The 16,510-nt window shown below is 59.1% G+C and carries 15 protein-coding genes; 11 read left to right on the forward strand and 4 right to left on the reverse strand.

Translation table 11 applies throughout. The features are described from left to right. Positions 1 to 6: 6 nt before the first annotated feature. Positions 7 to 330, reverse strand: coding sequence for an Hpt domain-containing protein (locus GKC28_RS03995; protein WP_174145257.1), 324 nt, complete (start codon positions 328 to 330; stop codon positions 7 to 9). Positions 331 to 516: 186 nt separating this feature from the next. Between GKC28_RS03995 and GKC28_RS04000 the strand changes: the two genes are divergently transcribed. After that, on the forward strand, positions 517 to 1,770 hold the full coding sequence (locus GKC28_RS04000) for a PP2C family protein-serine/threonine phosphatase (protein ID WP_174145259.1): 1,254 nt from the start codon (positions 517 to 519) through the stop codon (positions 1,768 to 1,770). Between the two features lie 65 nt (positions 1,771 to 1,835). On the opposite strand, the gene GKC28_RS04005 is transcribed toward GKC28_RS04000, so the two are convergent. Further along, a complete protein-coding gene (locus tag GKC28_RS04005) occupies positions 1,836 to 2,291 on the reverse strand; it encodes an NUDIX hydrolase (protein ID WP_174145261.1) in 456 nt (151 codons plus the stop codon). A gap of 77 nt (positions 2,292 to 2,368) precedes the next feature. On the opposite strand from GKC28_RS04005, the gene GKC28_RS04010 reads away from it, so the two are divergent. The 8 genes from GKC28_RS04010 to GKC28_RS04045 all read left to right on the forward strand — a co-directional run bounded on the left by GKC28_RS04010 (position 2,369) and on the right by GKC28_RS04045 (position 11,707). Next, positions 2,369 to 3,355, forward strand: coding sequence for an Hsp33 family molecular chaperone HslO (locus GKC28_RS04010; protein ID WP_174145263.1), 987 nt, complete (start codon positions 2,369 to 2,371; stop codon positions 3,353 to 3,355). Continuing rightward, positions 3,330 to 3,965, forward strand: a complete 636-nt coding sequence (locus GKC28_RS04015) for a CoA pyrophosphatase (RefSeq protein WP_174145265.1) — start codon at positions 3,330 to 3,332, stop codon at positions 3,963 to 3,965. The genes GKC28_RS04010 and GKC28_RS04015 overlap by 26 nt, the downstream gene beginning before the upstream one ends. After that, positions 3,956 to 5,107, forward strand: coding sequence for a CCA tRNA nucleotidyltransferase (locus GKC28_RS04020; RefSeq protein WP_174145267.1), 1,152 nt, complete (start codon positions 3,956 to 3,958; stop codon positions 5,105 to 5,107). The genes GKC28_RS04015 and GKC28_RS04020 overlap by 10 nt, the downstream gene beginning before the upstream one ends. A gap of 214 nt (positions 5,108 to 5,321) precedes the next feature. Beyond that, positions 5,322 to 7,160, forward strand: a complete 1,839-nt coding sequence (locus tag GKC28_RS04025; RefSeq protein ID WP_174145270.1) for an ABC transporter ATP-binding protein — start codon at positions 5,322 to 5,324, stop codon at positions 7,158 to 7,160. Further along, positions 7,157 to 9,001 carry an ABC transporter ATP-binding protein gene (locus GKC28_RS04030; RefSeq protein ID WP_174145273.1) on the forward strand — a complete coding sequence of 615 codons (1,845 nt, stop codon included), beginning with the start codon at positions 7,157 to 7,159 and terminating at the stop codon, positions 8,999 to 9,001. The genes GKC28_RS04025 and GKC28_RS04030 overlap by 4 nt, the downstream gene beginning before the upstream one ends. A gap of 54 nt (positions 9,002 to 9,055) precedes the next feature. Then, positions 9,056 to 10,303: a class I SAM-dependent RNA methyltransferase gene (locus tag GKC28_RS04035; protein WP_174145275.1), complete on the forward strand. Its 1,248-nt coding sequence runs from the start codon at positions 9,056 to 9,058 to the stop codon at positions 10,301 to 10,303. A 1-nt stretch (position 10,304) separates the two neighbouring features. Beyond that, complete coding sequence (locus GKC28_RS04040; RefSeq protein ID WP_174145278.1) at positions 10,305 to 11,114, forward strand: ion transporter; 810 nt, start codon at positions 10,305 to 10,307, stop codon at positions 11,112 to 11,114. A 65-nt stretch (positions 11,115 to 11,179) separates the two neighbouring features. Next, entirely contained in the window at positions 11,180 to 11,707 is a 528-nt protein-coding gene (locus GKC28_RS04045) for a murein L,D-transpeptidase family protein (protein WP_174145280.1), read from the forward strand. 87 nt (positions 11,708 to 11,794) lie between these two features. Here GKC28_RS04045 and GKC28_RS04050 read toward each other — a convergent pair whose 3' ends face one another. Next, on the reverse strand, positions 11,795 to 12,277 hold the full coding sequence (locus GKC28_RS04050) for a CAP domain-containing protein (RefSeq protein ID WP_174145378.1): 483 nt from the start codon (positions 12,275 to 12,277) through the stop codon (positions 11,795 to 11,797). Positions 12,278 to 12,447: 170 nt separating this feature from the next. On the opposite strand from GKC28_RS04050, the gene GKC28_RS04055 reads away from it, so the two are divergent. Further along, positions 12,448 to 13,065, forward strand: a complete 618-nt coding sequence (locus GKC28_RS04055) for a L,D-transpeptidase (RefSeq protein WP_174145283.1) — start codon at positions 12,448 to 12,450, stop codon at positions 13,063 to 13,065. A 138-nt stretch (positions 13,066 to 13,203) separates the two neighbouring features. After that, a complete protein-coding gene (locus tag GKC28_RS04060; protein WP_024092111.1) occupies positions 13,204 to 13,386 on the forward strand; it encodes a hypothetical protein in 183 nt (60 codons plus the stop codon). A gap of 78 nt (positions 13,387 to 13,464) precedes the next feature. Here the strand turns inward: GKC28_RS04060 and GKC28_RS04065 are convergent, their stop codons facing one another. After that, a complete protein-coding gene (locus tag GKC28_RS04065; protein WP_174145286.1) occupies positions 13,465 to 16,473 on the reverse strand; it encodes an aminotransferase class III-fold pyridoxal phosphate-dependent enzyme in 3,009 nt (1,002 codons plus the stop codon). Positions 16,474 to 16,510 lie beyond the last annotated feature (37 nt).

The raw sequence follows: 16,510 nt of genomic DNA on the forward strand, positions 1-16,510 counted from the left end.
ATGAGATCAGAACTTTTCCGACAAACCGGTTAGAAAGGCAGATTTGGACGCTTGGAATTTGGCAATAATGGCGGCGACGTCGACACCTTCTGCTTCCCCATTTGCAGACTTGCGCTCGCCATCCATGCACATTGACGAAAACTCTTCAAATCCCAAGTTAAGCGCGCTGCCTTTCAGAAAATGCAGGTCTTGCTCCAACTGGCTGCGGTTGCCGACTTCCAGCTTGCCGATGACTTCTTCGACCTCTTCCAGAAAAATATCCACAACTTCCCCGAAATCCGCGGCGCCTACCTCTTCGCGCAGCTCTGTCACGCGTGGCCAGTCAATCATGTGATACGTCCTTACGATCTTTCGCTGTGCGTACAACATATGTTGTTTGCAGTAAAAATATGGTGAAATAAAGTAGGCAACTCAAATTTTAGGCTTCACTGCCTGTTAAATCTCTGGGCCGATAGTATCACATGATCTTCTGATTTTGCCATTTGTGAGGTGCCTTCGGTGCTGCCAGAAAGTTCGATGAACGACGAGGACCAGACAGTGGCCGGATCAATACGCCGTGTTCTGGTTGTAGACGACAGCCGCCTGCAAAGACGCATTCTTGTGGCGTCGCTCAAGAAGTGGGGATTCGAAGTCGTTGAAGCCGACAGCGGCGAGGCAGCAATGGAAATCTGCAGGCAGGAGACCCCCGATCTGATTCTCAGCGACTGGATGATGCCGGGCATGAACGGATTGGAGTTTTGCCGTGCATTCCGCGCCCGCACCAGCGAGGACTACGCCTACTTCATTCTGCTGACCTCCAAGAGCGAAAAAAATGAAGTTGCTGAAGGGCTTGATGCAGGCGCCGATGATTTTCTGACGAAGCCGGTCAGCTCTGATGAGTTACGGGCACGGATCTCCGCCGGCGAGCGGATCTTGCGGATGCAGCGGGAGCTTTCTGAGAAGAACCGCATCGTGTCTGAAACCCTAGGTGAACTGCAGCGAGTCTATGACGCAATCGACAAAGATCTTATTCAAGCCCGAAAAATCCAGGAATCCCTGGTGCCGGAGCTTTCCAAGGAATTCGGCTCTTCCACGGTCAGCCTGCTGCTTAAACCCTGTGGCCATATCGGCGGGGATCTGGTCGGGATGTTTTCGCCCGGTGTAAACCGAATCGGCTTCTACTCGATCGACGTGTCCGGCCATGGCATCACCTCTGCAATGATGACGGCGCGATTGGGTGGTTACCTTTCGTCCCATTATTTCGACCAGAACGTCGGGATGGAGAAGCGGTTCAACCGGTTCTATGCCCTTCGCCAGCCTGAAGAAGTAGCCAGCCTTCTGAACGCGCGGCTGATTGCTGATACTGGGATAGAAGAATATTTTACGATGGCGTATTGCATCGCTGACCTGCGCAGCGGTGTCGTCAAAATGGTGCAAGCAGGCCATCCGCATCCGCTTTTGATGCGCAAGACAGGCGAGCTGGAATTCATCGGAAAGGGCGGTGTACCTGTCGGGTTAGTGCCGGATATCGGTTACAGCCAGGAAGAGTTCACAATGGAGCGCGGCGACCGGTTGCTGCTGTTCTCGGACGGATTTACCGAAGCGCGGCTGGAAGACGGGTCCATGCTTGAGCCTGAGGGATTGCTGGAACTGGTCCAGAAGTGCGGGCCAGAACAAAATGGCAAGGAGTTCCTCGACGACCTTTACTGGCATTTGACCCAGATGATGAGCAAGGAACATGGGCTGGAGGACGACGTGTCTGCCACCTTGTTTGAATACCAAGGCCCGTAAGAGCAGATTTTCTGCCGTCAGCTGACATCCCGGCCGCGGCTGGGATTTTGTGTTTAAGTCTGCTGCTAGCGCCCTGGCCGCATTCGGGCAGCCAACTTTGCTGCATAGTGCCGGTCGCCGGCATTTCCCAGTTTGGCGACAGCTTCCAGAGGGTCGATCCACAGGGCCTCATGTCCTTCTTCTGACGGCGGGCCGATTCTGCGCAGCGGGCGGGCCACATAGATGTGGCACAGCTTTTCTGCCCAAAGGTCGTATTCCGGCATATAGGCAAACCGCCTGAAGACACCCAGTTTAAGCGGAGATGAGATTTTCCAGCCGGTTTCCTCAAAAACTTCGCGATGTAAAGCTGGTATCGGCGATTCGCCTGGATCGATACCACCGCCCGGAAGCTGCAGATCGGGATGCGGATCATACTGACAGGTAATCAACAGTTTGCCGTCACGTGGCAGCAAAGCATAGGCGCCGGGCCGCATCCGGTAGTTCCGTCCCTTCTGAGGCGTGTCGCCAAAACGTCTGATCACTGGCCGCCCCCTTCACTCTGGTGTCGTTTCTCCTATATAGCCCCGGTATGCCAATCCCCGGCGCGTAAGGAAACCCCATGACTCTTGGTTCGAAAATCGCGTGGGACGATACCGTCCTGCCCTTCCAGCTTGATGCATCCGACATGCGCGGCCGCGTGGCGCGGCTGGACGGTGTGCTGGATGGTATTCTGAAACAGCATGATTACCCGCCGGTTGTCGAGGCACTGGTGGCCGAGATGGCCCTGCTCACAGCACTGATCGGCCAGACGATTTCGCTGCGCTGGAAGCTGTCGCTGCAGGTGCAGTCCAAGGGCGCGGTACGGATGATAGCGACCGACTACTATGCGCCGCAGAAGGAAGGTGAGATCGGCCAAATCCGCGCTTATGCGAGTTTTGACCGCGACAGGCTCACGGACAGCAAACCCTTTGATCAGGTCGGTGAGGGGTATTTCGCCATTATGATTGATCAGGGTAATGGCACTCACCCCTACCAAGGCATTACACCGTTGTCTGGCGGATCGCTGCGCGCCTGTGCAGAGGCCTATTTTGCACAATCCGAGCAGCTGCCAACCATGTTCAAGCTGAGCTTTGGAAAATCCGCCGAACCGGGTGTGGCGGAGCATTGGCGTGCGGGGGGCATTATGCTGCAAAGTATGCCGAAGGCGTCCCCGTTTGCGGCACAAGGCGAAGGATCCGGTGAAGTCCTGCAGGCAAGCGATCTGGTTACCGGAGATGAGGAAGAGAACTGGAACCGGGCCACCACATTGCTTAGCACGGTTGAGGATTTGGAACTGATCGGCCCGTCGGTCACGCCCACGGATCTCTTGATCCGGTTGTTTCACGAGGAACAACCGCGGGTTTATGATACCCAACCGGTGCGCTTTGGCTGCACCTGCTCGGAGGATCGGGTGCGGCAAAGCCTTTCGATCTACTCTGCCAAGGATATTGAGAAGATGACTACAGAAGATGGGCGGGTGACAGCAGACTGCCAGTTCTGCGGTGCGCACTACGATCTAGACCCGGCAAGCGTGGGGTTTGATGCGGAAAACCCACCCAGTGAATGAAGCTGCCGGGGATCTGACGGACCGGATTGCCGCTGCGCTGAATCGCCAAGGCGGCGGCTCTTCCGATTTCGACCTGAATCCTGGCACCGTGCTGCCAGCTGGGCGCAAGCTGCGCCCGGCCGGTGTGCTGGTACCGGTTACGATTGCCTCGGGTGCGCCGCGCCTGATCCTGACCAAGCGCTCCTCGGCGCTGAAGCATCATCCCGGACAGATCGCCTTTCCTGGCGGCAAGGTGGACGCAGGTGACAAGGATGCAAGTGCTGCAGCGTTGCGGGAGGGGTGGGAAGAGATTGGCCTGCCACAGGATCTGCCCCAGATTGTCGGCTGCCTGCCAGAGCATGAAACTGTAACTGGTTTCTCCGTGACGCCAGTTGTTGCGCTGATCCATGACCGTTTCGACGAGCGTCCCGAAAAAGGTGAGGTCGCGGAGGTGTTTTCGGTTCCGCTGGAGCATGTTCTGGAAGCAGAAAACTACATTATCGAGTCCCGCCGCTGGCGCGGGATCCGCCGCCGGTATTATACCGTGCCCTACGGCCCATACTACATATGGGGTGCAACCGCACGAATTCTGCGTGGGCTCGCGGTACGGATGGAGGGGGAATGCGGCTAGATCAGCCATGGCTGAATAACTCGGCAACGCAGGCAGTATGCAGCGCCGTCGCTGCGGATGGCGCGAAAGTGCTGTTCGTTGGGGGCTGCGTACGCAATGCGCTGCTAGGTGAACCGGTTTCCGATATGGACTTGGCTACTGACGCGCGGCCGGAGCAGGTGATGGAGCTGGCCGCCCGCGCTGGGATCAAGGCGGTGCCGACCGGGATCGACCACGGCACCGTGACGCTGGTCAAGAACGGCATCCCGCATGAGATCACCACCTTCCGCAAGGATGTGGCGACCGATGGCCGCCGGGCCGTGGTCGCGTTTTCAACCAATATCGCCGAAGACGCCCGCCGCCGCGATTTCACAATGAATGCGATCTATGCCCGCCCGGATGGCGAAGTCGTCGATCCGCTGGGCGGGCTGGCGGACCTTAACAGGCGCCGGGTGCGCTTTATCGGCACCGCGGAAAACCGGATCCGCGAGGACTACCTGCGCAGCTTGCGATATTTCCGCTTTCATGCCTGGTACGGCGATTACGCAGAGGGTTTCGACGCGGATGCGCTGGCAGCGATTGCAGCCAACCTGGACGGGCTGGCCTCGCTGTCCAAAGAGCGCGTGGGGGCGGAGCTGTTGAAACTGCTCGCAGCACCCGATCCGGCACCCTCGGTTGCAGCAATGCGGCAGGCTGGCGTCCTGGGACAGATTCTGCCTGGGGCCGATGACCGTTCCCTTGCGCCGCTGATTCACCTGGAGACAGGCCGGGTGGCCTCCGGCATCCGCCGTCTTGCCGCGCTGGGCGGGGAGGATCTGCAGAAGGCGCTGCGTCTGAGCAAGGCCCAGGCCTTTCATCTGGAAGCAATCCGGGAAGCGGCCGTTGGTACTGCGGGGGCAGGGGAGCTGGGGTACCGGTTGGGTGCGGAGAAAGCGCTGGATGCGCTTCTGCTGCGCGCTGCCCTGCTGGAACAGCCGCTTTCCCTAAGTTTAGAGACTGATATTGAGCTCGGCGCCAATGCCAAGCTCCCGGTGAAAGCGCGGGATCTTTTGCCGGATTTGAAGGGGCCGGAGCTGGGCGCGGCGTTGAAAAAAATGGAAGCCGACTGGATTGCGTCGGGTTTCAGCCTTAGCCGCGGGGAACTGCTGGACTCCTTGCGCTGACAAGGGATGTCAGCAGCGTCACAACCTTGGGGGGTGACAAAACGGCAAATCTTGCGTACCCGTAGGGCAGCCACCACATGACGGAGGAATGCTGATGTATTACGGGATCTGGTTTCTCTAACGCCTGAGACCTTGCCCCGTTTGACGTGGGAGCCTTGGGCGGCCCGCTGTCTTCATCTGTTTTCCGATTTGCTCGAACTCCTGGAGCACCCGCATGTTTCGCTTTTTTGAAAACCTCATTGATCCATATTGCGCCTACCCGGAAACCAACACGCCGCCGACGCGGCTGTGGCCGGTCCTGCGCGACTATTCCAAACCGTTCAAAAGCGTCTTTATTCTGACTGCGCTGATGTCGGTCGTGGTCGCCGGGATTGAGGTTGGGCTGATTTACTACATGGGCCGCATCGTCGACCTGATGTCGGGCACCCCGTCCGAGGTCTGGGAGGCGCATGGTACCGAACTGATCCTGGTAGCCCTGTTCATCCTGCTGCTGCGTCCGGTGATCCAGCTGCTGGACGTCGCGCTACTGAACAACGCCATCCTGCCGAACTATGGCACCCTGATCCGCTGGCGGGCGCACAAGCACGTGCTGCGCCAGTCGGTGGGCTGGTTCGAGAACGATTTTGCCGGCCGGATTGCCAACCGGATCATGCAGACCCCGCCCGCCGCAGGTGAGGTGGTCTTTCAGGTGTTTGACGCCATCACCTTCTCGCTGGCCTACCTGGTGGGCGCGGCAGTGCTGCTGTGGGTTGCCGATGTGCGGCTGATGCTGCCGCTGGCGGTCTGGTTTGTCCTCTACGCACTCTTGGTGATGTGGACGGTCAAGCGGGTCGGCCCGGCTAGCCAGGCGTCGTCCGACGCGCGCTCTACCGTGACGGGGCGGGTGGTCGACAGTTATTCGAACATCCACTCGGTCAAGATGTTTGCCCATCACGACCGGGAGCTGACCTATGCCCGCGATGCGATCGAGAACACCCGCAAGACGTTCCAGACGGAGATGCGCATCTTCACCATCATGGATGCCACGCTGGTCACGCTGAACGGGCTGCTGATCGTTGGGGTGGTCGGCTGGGCGGTGATGCTGTGGATGCAGGGCACGGCCTCGGTGGGGCTGGTGGCGGCAGCCACGGCGCTGACCCTGCGGCTGAATGCAATGACCGGCTGGATCATGTGGGCGCTGACCTCCTTCTTCCGCCAGCTGGGTGTCGTGGCCGAGGGCATGGAGACCATTGCCCAGCCCATCGACCTGGTGGACGCCGCCAATGCGGAACCGCTGAAGCTGACCAAGGGAGAGATCGAACTGCGCAACCTCTCGCATCATTACGGGCGTGAGGCAGGCGGGCTCGACAAGATCAGCCTGACCATCCAGCCGGGGGAGAAGATCGGTCTGATCGGACGCTCTGGCGCTGGCAAGTCGACCTTGGTGAAGCTGCTCTTGCGATTCTACGACGCCGAGAGCGGCCAGATCCTGATTGACGGCCAGGACATCCGGGCCGTGACACAGGACAGCTTGCGCAGCCGTATCGGCATGGTTCAGCAGGACAGCGCGCTGATGCACCGTTCCGTGCGGGACAACCTGCTGTATGGACGTCCGGATGCCACAGAGGAACAGATGATCGCCGCTGCCAAGCAGGCGCAGGCGCATGAGTTCATTCTGGATCTGGAGGACCCGCAGGGGCGCAAGGGTTATGACGCCCATGTGGGCGAACGCGGTGTGAAGCTGTCCGGCGGCCAGCGCCAGCGGGTGACGCTGGCGCGGGTGATCCTGAAGGACGCGCCGATCCTGGTGCTGGACGAGGCAACCTCGGCGCTGGACTCCGAAGTGGAAGCCGCCATTCAGGAGACGCTTTATGGCATGATGCAGGGCAAGACGGTGATTGCCATTGCACATAGGCTGTCCACCATCGCGCAGATGGACCGTATCCTGGTGATGGATCAGGGCCGTATAGTTGAAGAAGGCTCGCATGAGGCGCTATTGGAGGCGCAGGGGCTTTACGCACAGCTCTGGGCGCGCCAGTCCGGCGGCTTCCTGAACATCGAGGCAGCAGAATGAACATAGGCAACCTGATCGACGCCTTCCGCCCCGCCGAGGGCCCGCCGCCGCAGCGGCTGGGGGCGTTCCTGCGCTGGTGCTTGGCCGGTGCCTGGCCGATGCTGTTCATGGCGGCTGCGTTTTCGGCCCTGGCCGGCGGGATGGAAGCGGGCACCGCCTTTATCCTGGGGATAGTCATCGACACCGCCATCGCCAGCGGGCCGGAGCAGTTCTTCTCGGCCGGCAATGTGGCGGTGATTGCATTGGCGCTGGGTTTCTTCCTCCTTGTGCGCCCCGTACTGTTCGGCTTGTCTGCGGCCTCCAACGCCATCGTGGTGCAGCCGAATGTGAACCCGCTGGTGCTGTCGCGGCTGAACCGCTGGACATTGGGTCAGTCGGTGCGTTTCTTTGACGATGATTTTGCCGGCCGGATCGCTCAGAAACAGATGCAAACGGCAACCGCCGTCACCTCCGTGACCACTGAGATGATCAATGTGGTGGCCTTTGCGCTGGCGTCTCTTGCGGGCTCATTGGCCTTGTTAGGCTCTATTGACTGGCGCATCACCGGCGTGTTTCTGGTCTGGCTGATCGCCTATTTCGCACTGATCCGCTGGTTCCTGCCGCGCATCCGCAAACGCTCCGGGGCGCGGGCCGGGGCCCGGGCGATGGTGACCGGACAGGTGGTCGACTCGATCACCAACATCAAGACGGTGAAGCTGTTTGCACATGCCGATCACGAGGAACGTACCGCTCAGGACGCCATGGTGCGGTTTCGCGACAAGTCGCTTCATTTCGGCTACCTCTCCGCCAGCTTCCGCTTCTCTCTGATGTGCCTGGCGGGCGTACTGCCGGTGCTGCTGATCGGCGCGACGCTGTTTCTGTGGCAGTTGGGCACGGCGACCGAAGGCGACATCGTGGCGGCCGGCGCGGTCTCGATCCGCATCGCCCAGATGACCGGCTGGGTCAGCTTTACGCTGATGGCGATCTATTCCAACGTGGGCGAGATCGAGAACGGCATGAAGACTCTGTCGGTCCGCGACCGGGTTGAGGACAAGCCCGATGCCAAACCGCTGCAGGTCAGCGAAGGCGAGATCGTCTTTGAACAGGTGGAGTTTGCCTATGGCCGTGATGTTGGCGGGGTGCAGGGGATCGACCTGACCATTCATCCAGGCGAGAAGCTGGGCATCGTCGGGGCCTCGGGGGCAGGGAAGTCCACACTCGTGTCGCTGCTGCTCAGGCTTTATGACGGGGAGAATGGCCGGATTCTGATCGATGGTCAGGACATTGCCGAGGTGACTCAGAACTCACTGCGCGGCCAGATCGGCATGGTCACCCAGGAAACCGCCATGTTCAACCGCTCGGCGCGGGAGAACATTTTCTATGGGCGGCCGGATGCCACTGAGGAAGAGCTGATCGCGGCAGCACAGAAGGCTGAGGCGCATGAGTTCATCTCGAAGCTGGAGGACGGGCAGGGCCGCACTGGCTATGATGCATTTCTGGGCGAGCGAGGGGTGAAACTCTCCGGCGGACAGCGGCAGCGGATCGCACTGGCGCGCGCCATTCTCAAGGACGCGCCCATTCTGGTGCTGGACGAGGCCACATCGGCGCTGGATTCCGAGGTTGAGGCCGCGATCCAGGCGGCGCTGCACAGGGTAATGGAAGGCAAGACGGTGCTGGCCATCGCCCACCGTCTGTCGACGCTCAGCGAGATGGACCGGATCATAGTGATGGAGAAAGGCCGCGTGGCCGAAAACGGCAGCCACGACGAACTGCTGGCCAGGGGCGGGCTATACGCCCAGTTCTGGGCGCGACAGTCCGGCGGTTTCATCTGCACAGACGAGGAGCAGGCAGCGGCTGAGTAATCCTGCCGGCGCATTTTGCTTTTGCTGGTCCCTGCGCCGCGCTATTGAGCCGTCATGACTGACGCAGCCAGAACCACAGCAACGATCAACCGGCTTGGCCATCAGGGTGATGGCATGGCCGATGGCCCCTTGTTTGCCCCGCGGACCCTGCCCGGCGAAGTTGTCTGCGGTATTGCCGACGGCAGCCGCTTGACACAGATCCGCATTGAAACACCCTCGGAACACCGGGTGCAACCGGCTTGCCGTCACTACAAGGCCTGCGGCGGATGCCAGCTGCAGCACGCCAGCGATGCTTTTGTGGCCAAGTGGAAAACGGATGTGGTGCGAAATGCGCTGTTGGCGCAGGGGCTTGAGACGGAATTCCGCCCAATCCATACTTCACCGTCACACTCCCGCCGCCGAGCCACCTTGGCCGTACGGCGTACCAAGAAGGGGGCAATGGCCGGGTTTTATGGTCAGGGGTCGGATGTGATAACCGAAATCCCTGACTGCCAGCTGCTGGAGCCGGAATTGCTTGCGGCCGTTCCAGTGGCAGAGGCGCTGGCATTGGCAGGTGCCAGCCGCAAGGCGCCGCTGGCAGTGACACTCACCACGTCTGATGATGGACTCGATATGCTGGTGCGTAACGGCAAGCCTCTTGACGGCCCTTTGCGAATTGAACTTGCAAAGCTAGCCGAGAAATACCGGATCGCTCGCCTGACTTGGGAAGATGAACCTGTGGCGATGGAGCAGCCGCCTATGCAGTCTTTCGGTGCGGCGAAAGTCTGCCCGCCTCCTGGTGCCTTCCTGCAAGCAACCCGAGAAGGCGAGGCGGCGTTACTGGATGCGGTCCGGGAAATTACTACAGGGGCCAAGCGGGTCGTGGACCTGTTTGCAGGTTGCGGCACTTTCTCTTTGCCGCTTGCGCAAGCTGCAGAAGTGCATGCGGTTGAGGGCGAGCGGGTTATGGTGAAGGCTCTGGATACCGGCTGGCGCAAGGCGAAGGGATTGAAAAAAGTCACCACCGAAACCCGCGACCTGTTCCGCAATCCATTGCTGCCTGAAGACCTCAATCCCTTTGGCGCCGCATTTGACGCTGCGGTAATCGACCCGCCAAGGGCCGGAGCAGAGGCGCAAGTGGCGCAATTGGCCAAGGCGCGTACGCCGTTGATCGCCTATGTGTCTTGCAATGCGGTCAGCTTTGCCCGTGATGCTAGGGCGCTGGTTGAGGCAGGCTACGCACTGGACTGGGTTCAGGTTGTTGACCAGTTTCGCTGGTCAGCCCATACCGAGCTGGCCGCAAAATTTACGCTGAAAGACTGAGATGACGGATATTCAAGTGATGACACCGACCCGCCGCCTGGAAGCCATTCTGGATAGCAGCCGTTTTGGCCGCTTCATCACCGCTATTATTCTGATCAATGCTGTTACCTTGGGTCTTGAGACCTCCCCGTCGGTGATGACTAAGTTGGGCGGGCTGATCCACTTGATTGACAAGGTCTGCCTGTCAATCTTTGTTGTCGAGATCCTGGCAAAGCTGCTGGTACGCCGGTTGCGGTTTTTCCTGAGCGGATGGAATGTGTTCGATTTCGTGATCGTCGGCATCGCGCTGGCACCAGGCGCGCAGGGATTGTCAGTGCTGCGGGCACTACGGATTCTGCGTGTGCTGCGGGTGATCTCGGTCGCACCGCGCCTTCGCCGGGTGGTCGAAGGGTTTATCACTGCGTTGCCGGGAATGGGCTCGGTGTTTCTGCTGATGGCGATTATCTTCTACATCGGCTCGGTTATCTCAACAAAACTGTTCGGCCAGGATTTCCCGGAGTGGTTCGGTAACCTCGGCCTCAGTGCCTATTCGCTGTTCCAAATTATGACATTGGAAAGCTGGTCCATGGGCATCGTGCGCCCGGTTATGGAAGTGCACCCGCACGCCTGGGCATTCTTTGTGCCCTTCATCATGGTCACGACCTTTGCCGTGGTGAACCTTTTGGTCGGCTTGATTGTGAATTCGATGCAGGATGCCCACGGCGAAGAAGAGGGCGAGCGCACTGATGCTTACCGGGATGAGGTGCTGAGCCGCCTGGAAGCGATTGAGCAAAAGCTATCCAGTCCGCCGGTTAAGGACAGGAAATTGTGAATTTCCTTAACTGCGCTTTCGCGCTAAAGCCTGAATAGAGGCAAAAGAAAAATACAGGCTGGGACATGAACAGAAGGGCATTTGGCATCGGTGCGGCCGTAAGCCTTGCGCTGGCTGGCTGCAGCTCCACCGGCGCCACCGTGAGCAGGTTCAAGGCGTATGATGGTCCGCAGGTCACGTCGATCGTGATCAATAAAGGTGCACGCAAGCTTTATCTGATGCACAACGATGAAATCCTGCGGGAATACGAGGTCGATTTGGGGTTTGCGCCGCTCGGACCTAAGCGGTTTGAAGGTGATGGCAAGACGCCGGAAGGCACTTATGTGATCAACCGGCGCAATCCGAACAGCCGTTACCACCTGTCAGTTGGCATCTCATACCCCAACAATCAGGATCGCGCTCTTGCGCAGGCCAACGGTAAGCGGCCAGGTGGGGAAATCTTCATCCACGGTCAGCCGAACAATCCTAAGGAACGCAAGCGCGCGGCTCGGGTCGATGATTGGACAGCAGGCTGCATCGCCGTAACCAACGAGGAAATTGAAGAGATTTATGCGATGGTGCAGGACGGCACACCCATCGCATTGCGGCCCTGACAAAGGGGACCAATCCGAAGAAAAGGTCCGCCGCGGTTGCGGCGGACCGTTTTTGTTTGCAGCCGTTTTGATGCGAAGCTCAGCGGCTTAGTTGCCCATCACCAGCGTCCACCAGATCTTGCCGTTCGGCTCCTGGAACCAGGAAAAGCCCATGTTTGTGGCCTTGGGATCAAGGATTACCGCACGAGTGGCCGGTTTTTCCAGCCAAGCGGTCAAAGTTTGCTGCTCATTCTCGTAGGTTTCAGAGATGTTTTCACCCAGCAGCGTGCCAGCGTAGCCCGCGCGGGCGACCCGGTCCAGCGGAGACGATCCGTCAGAACCGAAGTGCCAAGGCCGGTTCTGCACTGACATGTCGCGGGAATGCGTGGCCGCAGCTGCTGTCAGCTCTGCGTTCAACTGCACGGTCTGAGCGCCGGCTGCTTGACGCAGCGCATTGACCGAGTCGAGCATTCGCAGCTGCACCTTGTCCGCATTCCTGATGCGGTAGGATCCGCCGGATTCTGAAGTCGGTGTGCAGGCTGCCGCCAGCGTAAGAATTGCAGCAGCCACCAGCAGAAAAACGCGATTCATAATGCTCTCTCGCTCTATCAGTCGCAGATGCATTTATCCTTCCTGTGGCAACTGTGCAAACGGGCCGGCAAAATTATGCAGACTTGGCCGCCGGATTGATTTGCGACTGCGGCTTTACGGCCATAAAATGCTGCAGTCTTGGATCCCGAACGCGCAAATTGGAAGATGTGATGTCCCGAAAACCATTTGAAATCTTCAGCCGGAGGCAGTTCCTTGCCGGAAGTGCTGCCTTGATATCCTCTTCGGCGCTGGCGCAAGAGGAACCTGATAGTGTTGAGCAAGCTTATGATCCATTGCGCCCGCCGCCAGAGCCGGAACCGCCGGTTCAGCGCAACATTTCTGCTTTCCGGGCAAAATCCTGGCGGCCATATTTCGACAATTTGCGCAACGGAGCGATTCTGGTCGATATCGACAGCCGGGCGCTGCACTATTGGTCCGCAGACGAAAACACCTACAAGTTGTTCCCATCATCGGTACCGCTGTCAGACGATCTGACACGCCGCGGCCGTACCCAGGTCGTGCGCAAGGTGGAAGGGCCAAGCTGGGCGCCAACACCCAATATGCGCGAGCGAAACCCGGAATGGCCTGCCTACATTCCGCCGGGCCCGGATAATCCGCTGGGCACCCACGCGCTGTACTTGGGTTGGAAGTATTACCGGATCCATGGGACCCACGATACACGCAAGATCGGGCGCAAGTCGTCGAACGGATGCATCGGGCTCTACAATGAGCATATCGCCGAGCTGTTCAGCTTGGCAAAAGTCGGCACTCAGGTGTTGCTAATTTGACGACACGCGTCGGGGCGCTAGGCTGTTAACTATAACAAGCAATTGCAATCCCGCGATTTTGCTGGTTAGAAAAAAATACGAGGTAAGTCTTGGGTGCGCGGTTCAGTTGTTTGATCCGCGCAAATTCTGGAGGTTAACATGAAAAAACTCGTTATCGCTGCTGCGCTGACCGCTGCTGCTTCCACCGCCACCGCTGGCAACCTGTCCGAGCCGGTTGTAGAACCGCCGGTCATCGTGGAAGAAGCCCAGGGTTCTTCCAGCGGCATCCTGCTGCCGCTGCTGCTGCTGGTTCTGGTCGGCGCAGCTGTTGCATCGAACTAATTTCGATACACGGTTACAGAAAAGGCGGTGGTTTCCCACCGCCTTTTTTGTTGCCCGAAGCGGATTCTGAGAGTCCTGTCAGGCTGCTTCCACTTCTTGCAGAATGCTATCCAGGGTTTTGACGATCATGCCAGTGTCGTCAGAGTCTATGGTCAGCGGCGGCCGTATTTTCAGGATATTGTCCTTGGGGCCTTCGCTGCCGATCAGGATCCGGTGGTCCCGCATCCGGTTTTTGACATAAGAGCAGATCTCTGTGGCTTCCGAGCCATCCGGGTTGATCAGCTCCATCCCAATGAAAAGCCCCATGCCGCGGATGTCTCCGACACAGGCATATTTCTGTTCCAGAGATTTCAGGCCTTCAATCAGTTGTTTTCCCTGGATACGGGCGTTTTCCTGCAGGCCCTCGTCATCCACGATATCCAGAACCTCCTTTCCAATCCTGCAAGAGAGTGTCGAGCCGCCGAAGGTGGAAAAGAATTCGATCCCGTTGTCGAAGCTTTCGGCGATTGCTTTGGTGGTCACAAGCACACCCAATGGGTGGCCGTTGCCGATTGGCTTACCCAGCACCACAATATCCGGCAGGGCGCCCTGATGTTCGAACCCGAAATAGTAGTCGCCAAGCCGCCCGAGGCCGGTTTGCACTTCATCTGCGATGCAGACACCACCCGCATGGCGGATTTTTTCATAAACTGCAGGCAGATATCCCTTAGGAGGAATGATCTGACCACCAACCGAAGGGAAGGTTTCCGCTACGAAACCGGCCACGCCGTGGCCCTTTTCCTGCAGGCGTTTGATCGCTGGGCTTACAAGACCGGCATACTTCACAGCCCGGTCCGGGTCGTCCCTCCGGAAAGAGCCGCGATAGTCATCGGCAACTTCAACAAGCTCTACCCAATTGGCCTGCCCGATCCCGCCGGGTTTGTTGAACTTATATGCGGAGATGCTAATCGCTCCGGTGGTATTGCCGTGATACCCGTGATCCGGTGTCACCATGCCTTTGGCACCGGTATGGGCGCGGGCCAGCCGCAGGGCGAGCTCGTTTGCCTCAGTCCCCGAATTGACGAAGAAACAGACCTCGAAATTCTCTGGCAGCTTTGACAGCACCTTGTCGGCAAAGGCGGTCTGGGCAGGGTGCAGATAGCGTGTGTTTGAGTTCATCCGCTTCAGCTGGTCCGCAGCGACTGTCTGGATACGCGGGTGGGCGTGGCCCACATGCGGCACATTGTTGTAGGCATCCAGATAAGGCCGTCCCCATTCGTCAAACAAATGGTGCTTCCAGCCGCGCACCAGCATTACGGGATCAGTGTACGTTAGGCTCAGGTTGCCGCCGAAATGCGCCTTGCGCCCGGCCAGGACGTCTTCCTTTCTGGTGGGCTGATAACAAACCTTTTCATCCGGCAGGTTCAGCAGCGCAGCCGGGTTCGGGCAGAGCGCGCGCCACAGGCACATCTCATCCGGATCGCCCACCCCGGGCCAGTCGGCTTCTATCCCTTCAGTGCTCAGAGCCAGCTGGAAATGCACATGCGGTGCCCAGCCGCCGTTTTGACTGGGGTCGCCGAGGCGGCAGAATTCTTCACCCTTTTCGATCGTATCACCAGGTTTAAAACGGTCCAGGAACTCAGGATCCAGATGGCCGTAAAGGGTATAGAAGGGATCGCCTTCGGGTGTTTCATGACGCAGGATGATCACCCCGCCATAGTCCAGATGCCCATTGCGGTACTCGGCGACAAGCACTTCGCCGCGCAATGGTGCGAACATCGCCGTGCCTGCCGGAGCAAAGGCGTCCACTGCCAGATGCACAGTGCGGCGGTTGCTGGCTTTCCACGGGCCCTTGCGGAAGGCCGCATCTGTGTAAATCAGCCTGGGTTCATGGTAGTAGCCAAGCCAGGTTCGACCGTTATCCTCAAATTCCTCACCGACCTTGGCAGCTTCTTCTTCGGGCATGTGAAACGGGTTTTGCGGCCAGGTGGAATGTTCTACCGACAGCGATCCCATGGGCGCATCCGCCAGGTCTTCTCCCATTAGGGGTGCGAAATTACCGCGTTCCTGCTTAAGCCATGCCATGACGCGGTTGGCGCCCTCGACCACCGGCAGGCCGCAGGCCGCGCGCAGCCGGGCATTCAGCAGCCCGCCGTGCAGCGAATTGCCTTCCAGGAACCGCCAGGCCGGCGCCTGGGAGATCGTCACATAGGGGTCATCGGGGTTTTCAACGGCCATTAGGGTGGAGTTCACAACACTTACCGCCAACCGCATCTTCAGCAGCGGCCAGACCATGTCCACTTCTGCGGCGGTCAGTGGGCAGGCTTCGTGATAGCCAGCGACCAGTGACGCAAGAGCTGCTTCGGGCGCCGGGTGGTCGAGAACGATGTAGGCCGCGGCAATTGCCAGATCGCAAACGCGCGGCGCGGCGCACATATCGCCCAGGTCGATCAGGCCGGATACCTGCCGCGGTACGTTCAATTCGCCGGCCACCATGATGTTGTAATCATTTGCGTCGTTGTGGATGGCTAGTTTGGGCAGTTCCGTCAAAGCGGGCACTAGCTCGGCAAAATCCGCAGAAATTTTTTGCAGAAGCGCGTGGCGCGCAGGGTTTTCAATGCAGAATAGCTGGTCCGAGATCCAGCCTGCGCGCATCAGGTCCCATTTGAAATCGCGCTCGAGGCCTTCATGGCTGAAGTCCGCCAGTGCATTGGACACACCGCCCAGAACCCGTCCGATCTCATGGATCAGCGAATCGCTTTTCGGCTCTGACTTGGCATAGCAACGCCCTGGCAACTGGCTCAGCAGCCAGACCAGCCTGTCCTGCCCTTGTTCGTCCTGGAGGGTCAGTAGTGTCTCTCCGGCAAGAGAAGCAATCACTCGCGGGCAGGGCAGGTCTGGCTGGCGCTCTGCGATGTGCCGAAACGCCTTTACCTGCATATCGACCAGCCATACCTCGCAGCCGGGGCGCATGGCCTTGAGGACATAGCCTTGGCCATCAGACCTTTTGGCAAGGAAATTGAGGTCGTATTCACCATCCAGGCGGCTCAATTCTGCTTCAATGCCCCAGTGTTCCTGGAGGGCAGCCGCCCAATGCGTAAGCGTCATCCAATATCTCCCCGTTTTCCGGCCGGTCCGGAAATTG

It is taken from the genome of Leisingera sp. ANG59 (assembly GCF_013317235.1).
In the GTDB taxonomy this organism is placed as follows: Bacteria; Pseudomonadota; Alphaproteobacteria; order Rhodobacterales; family Rhodobacteraceae; genus Leisingera.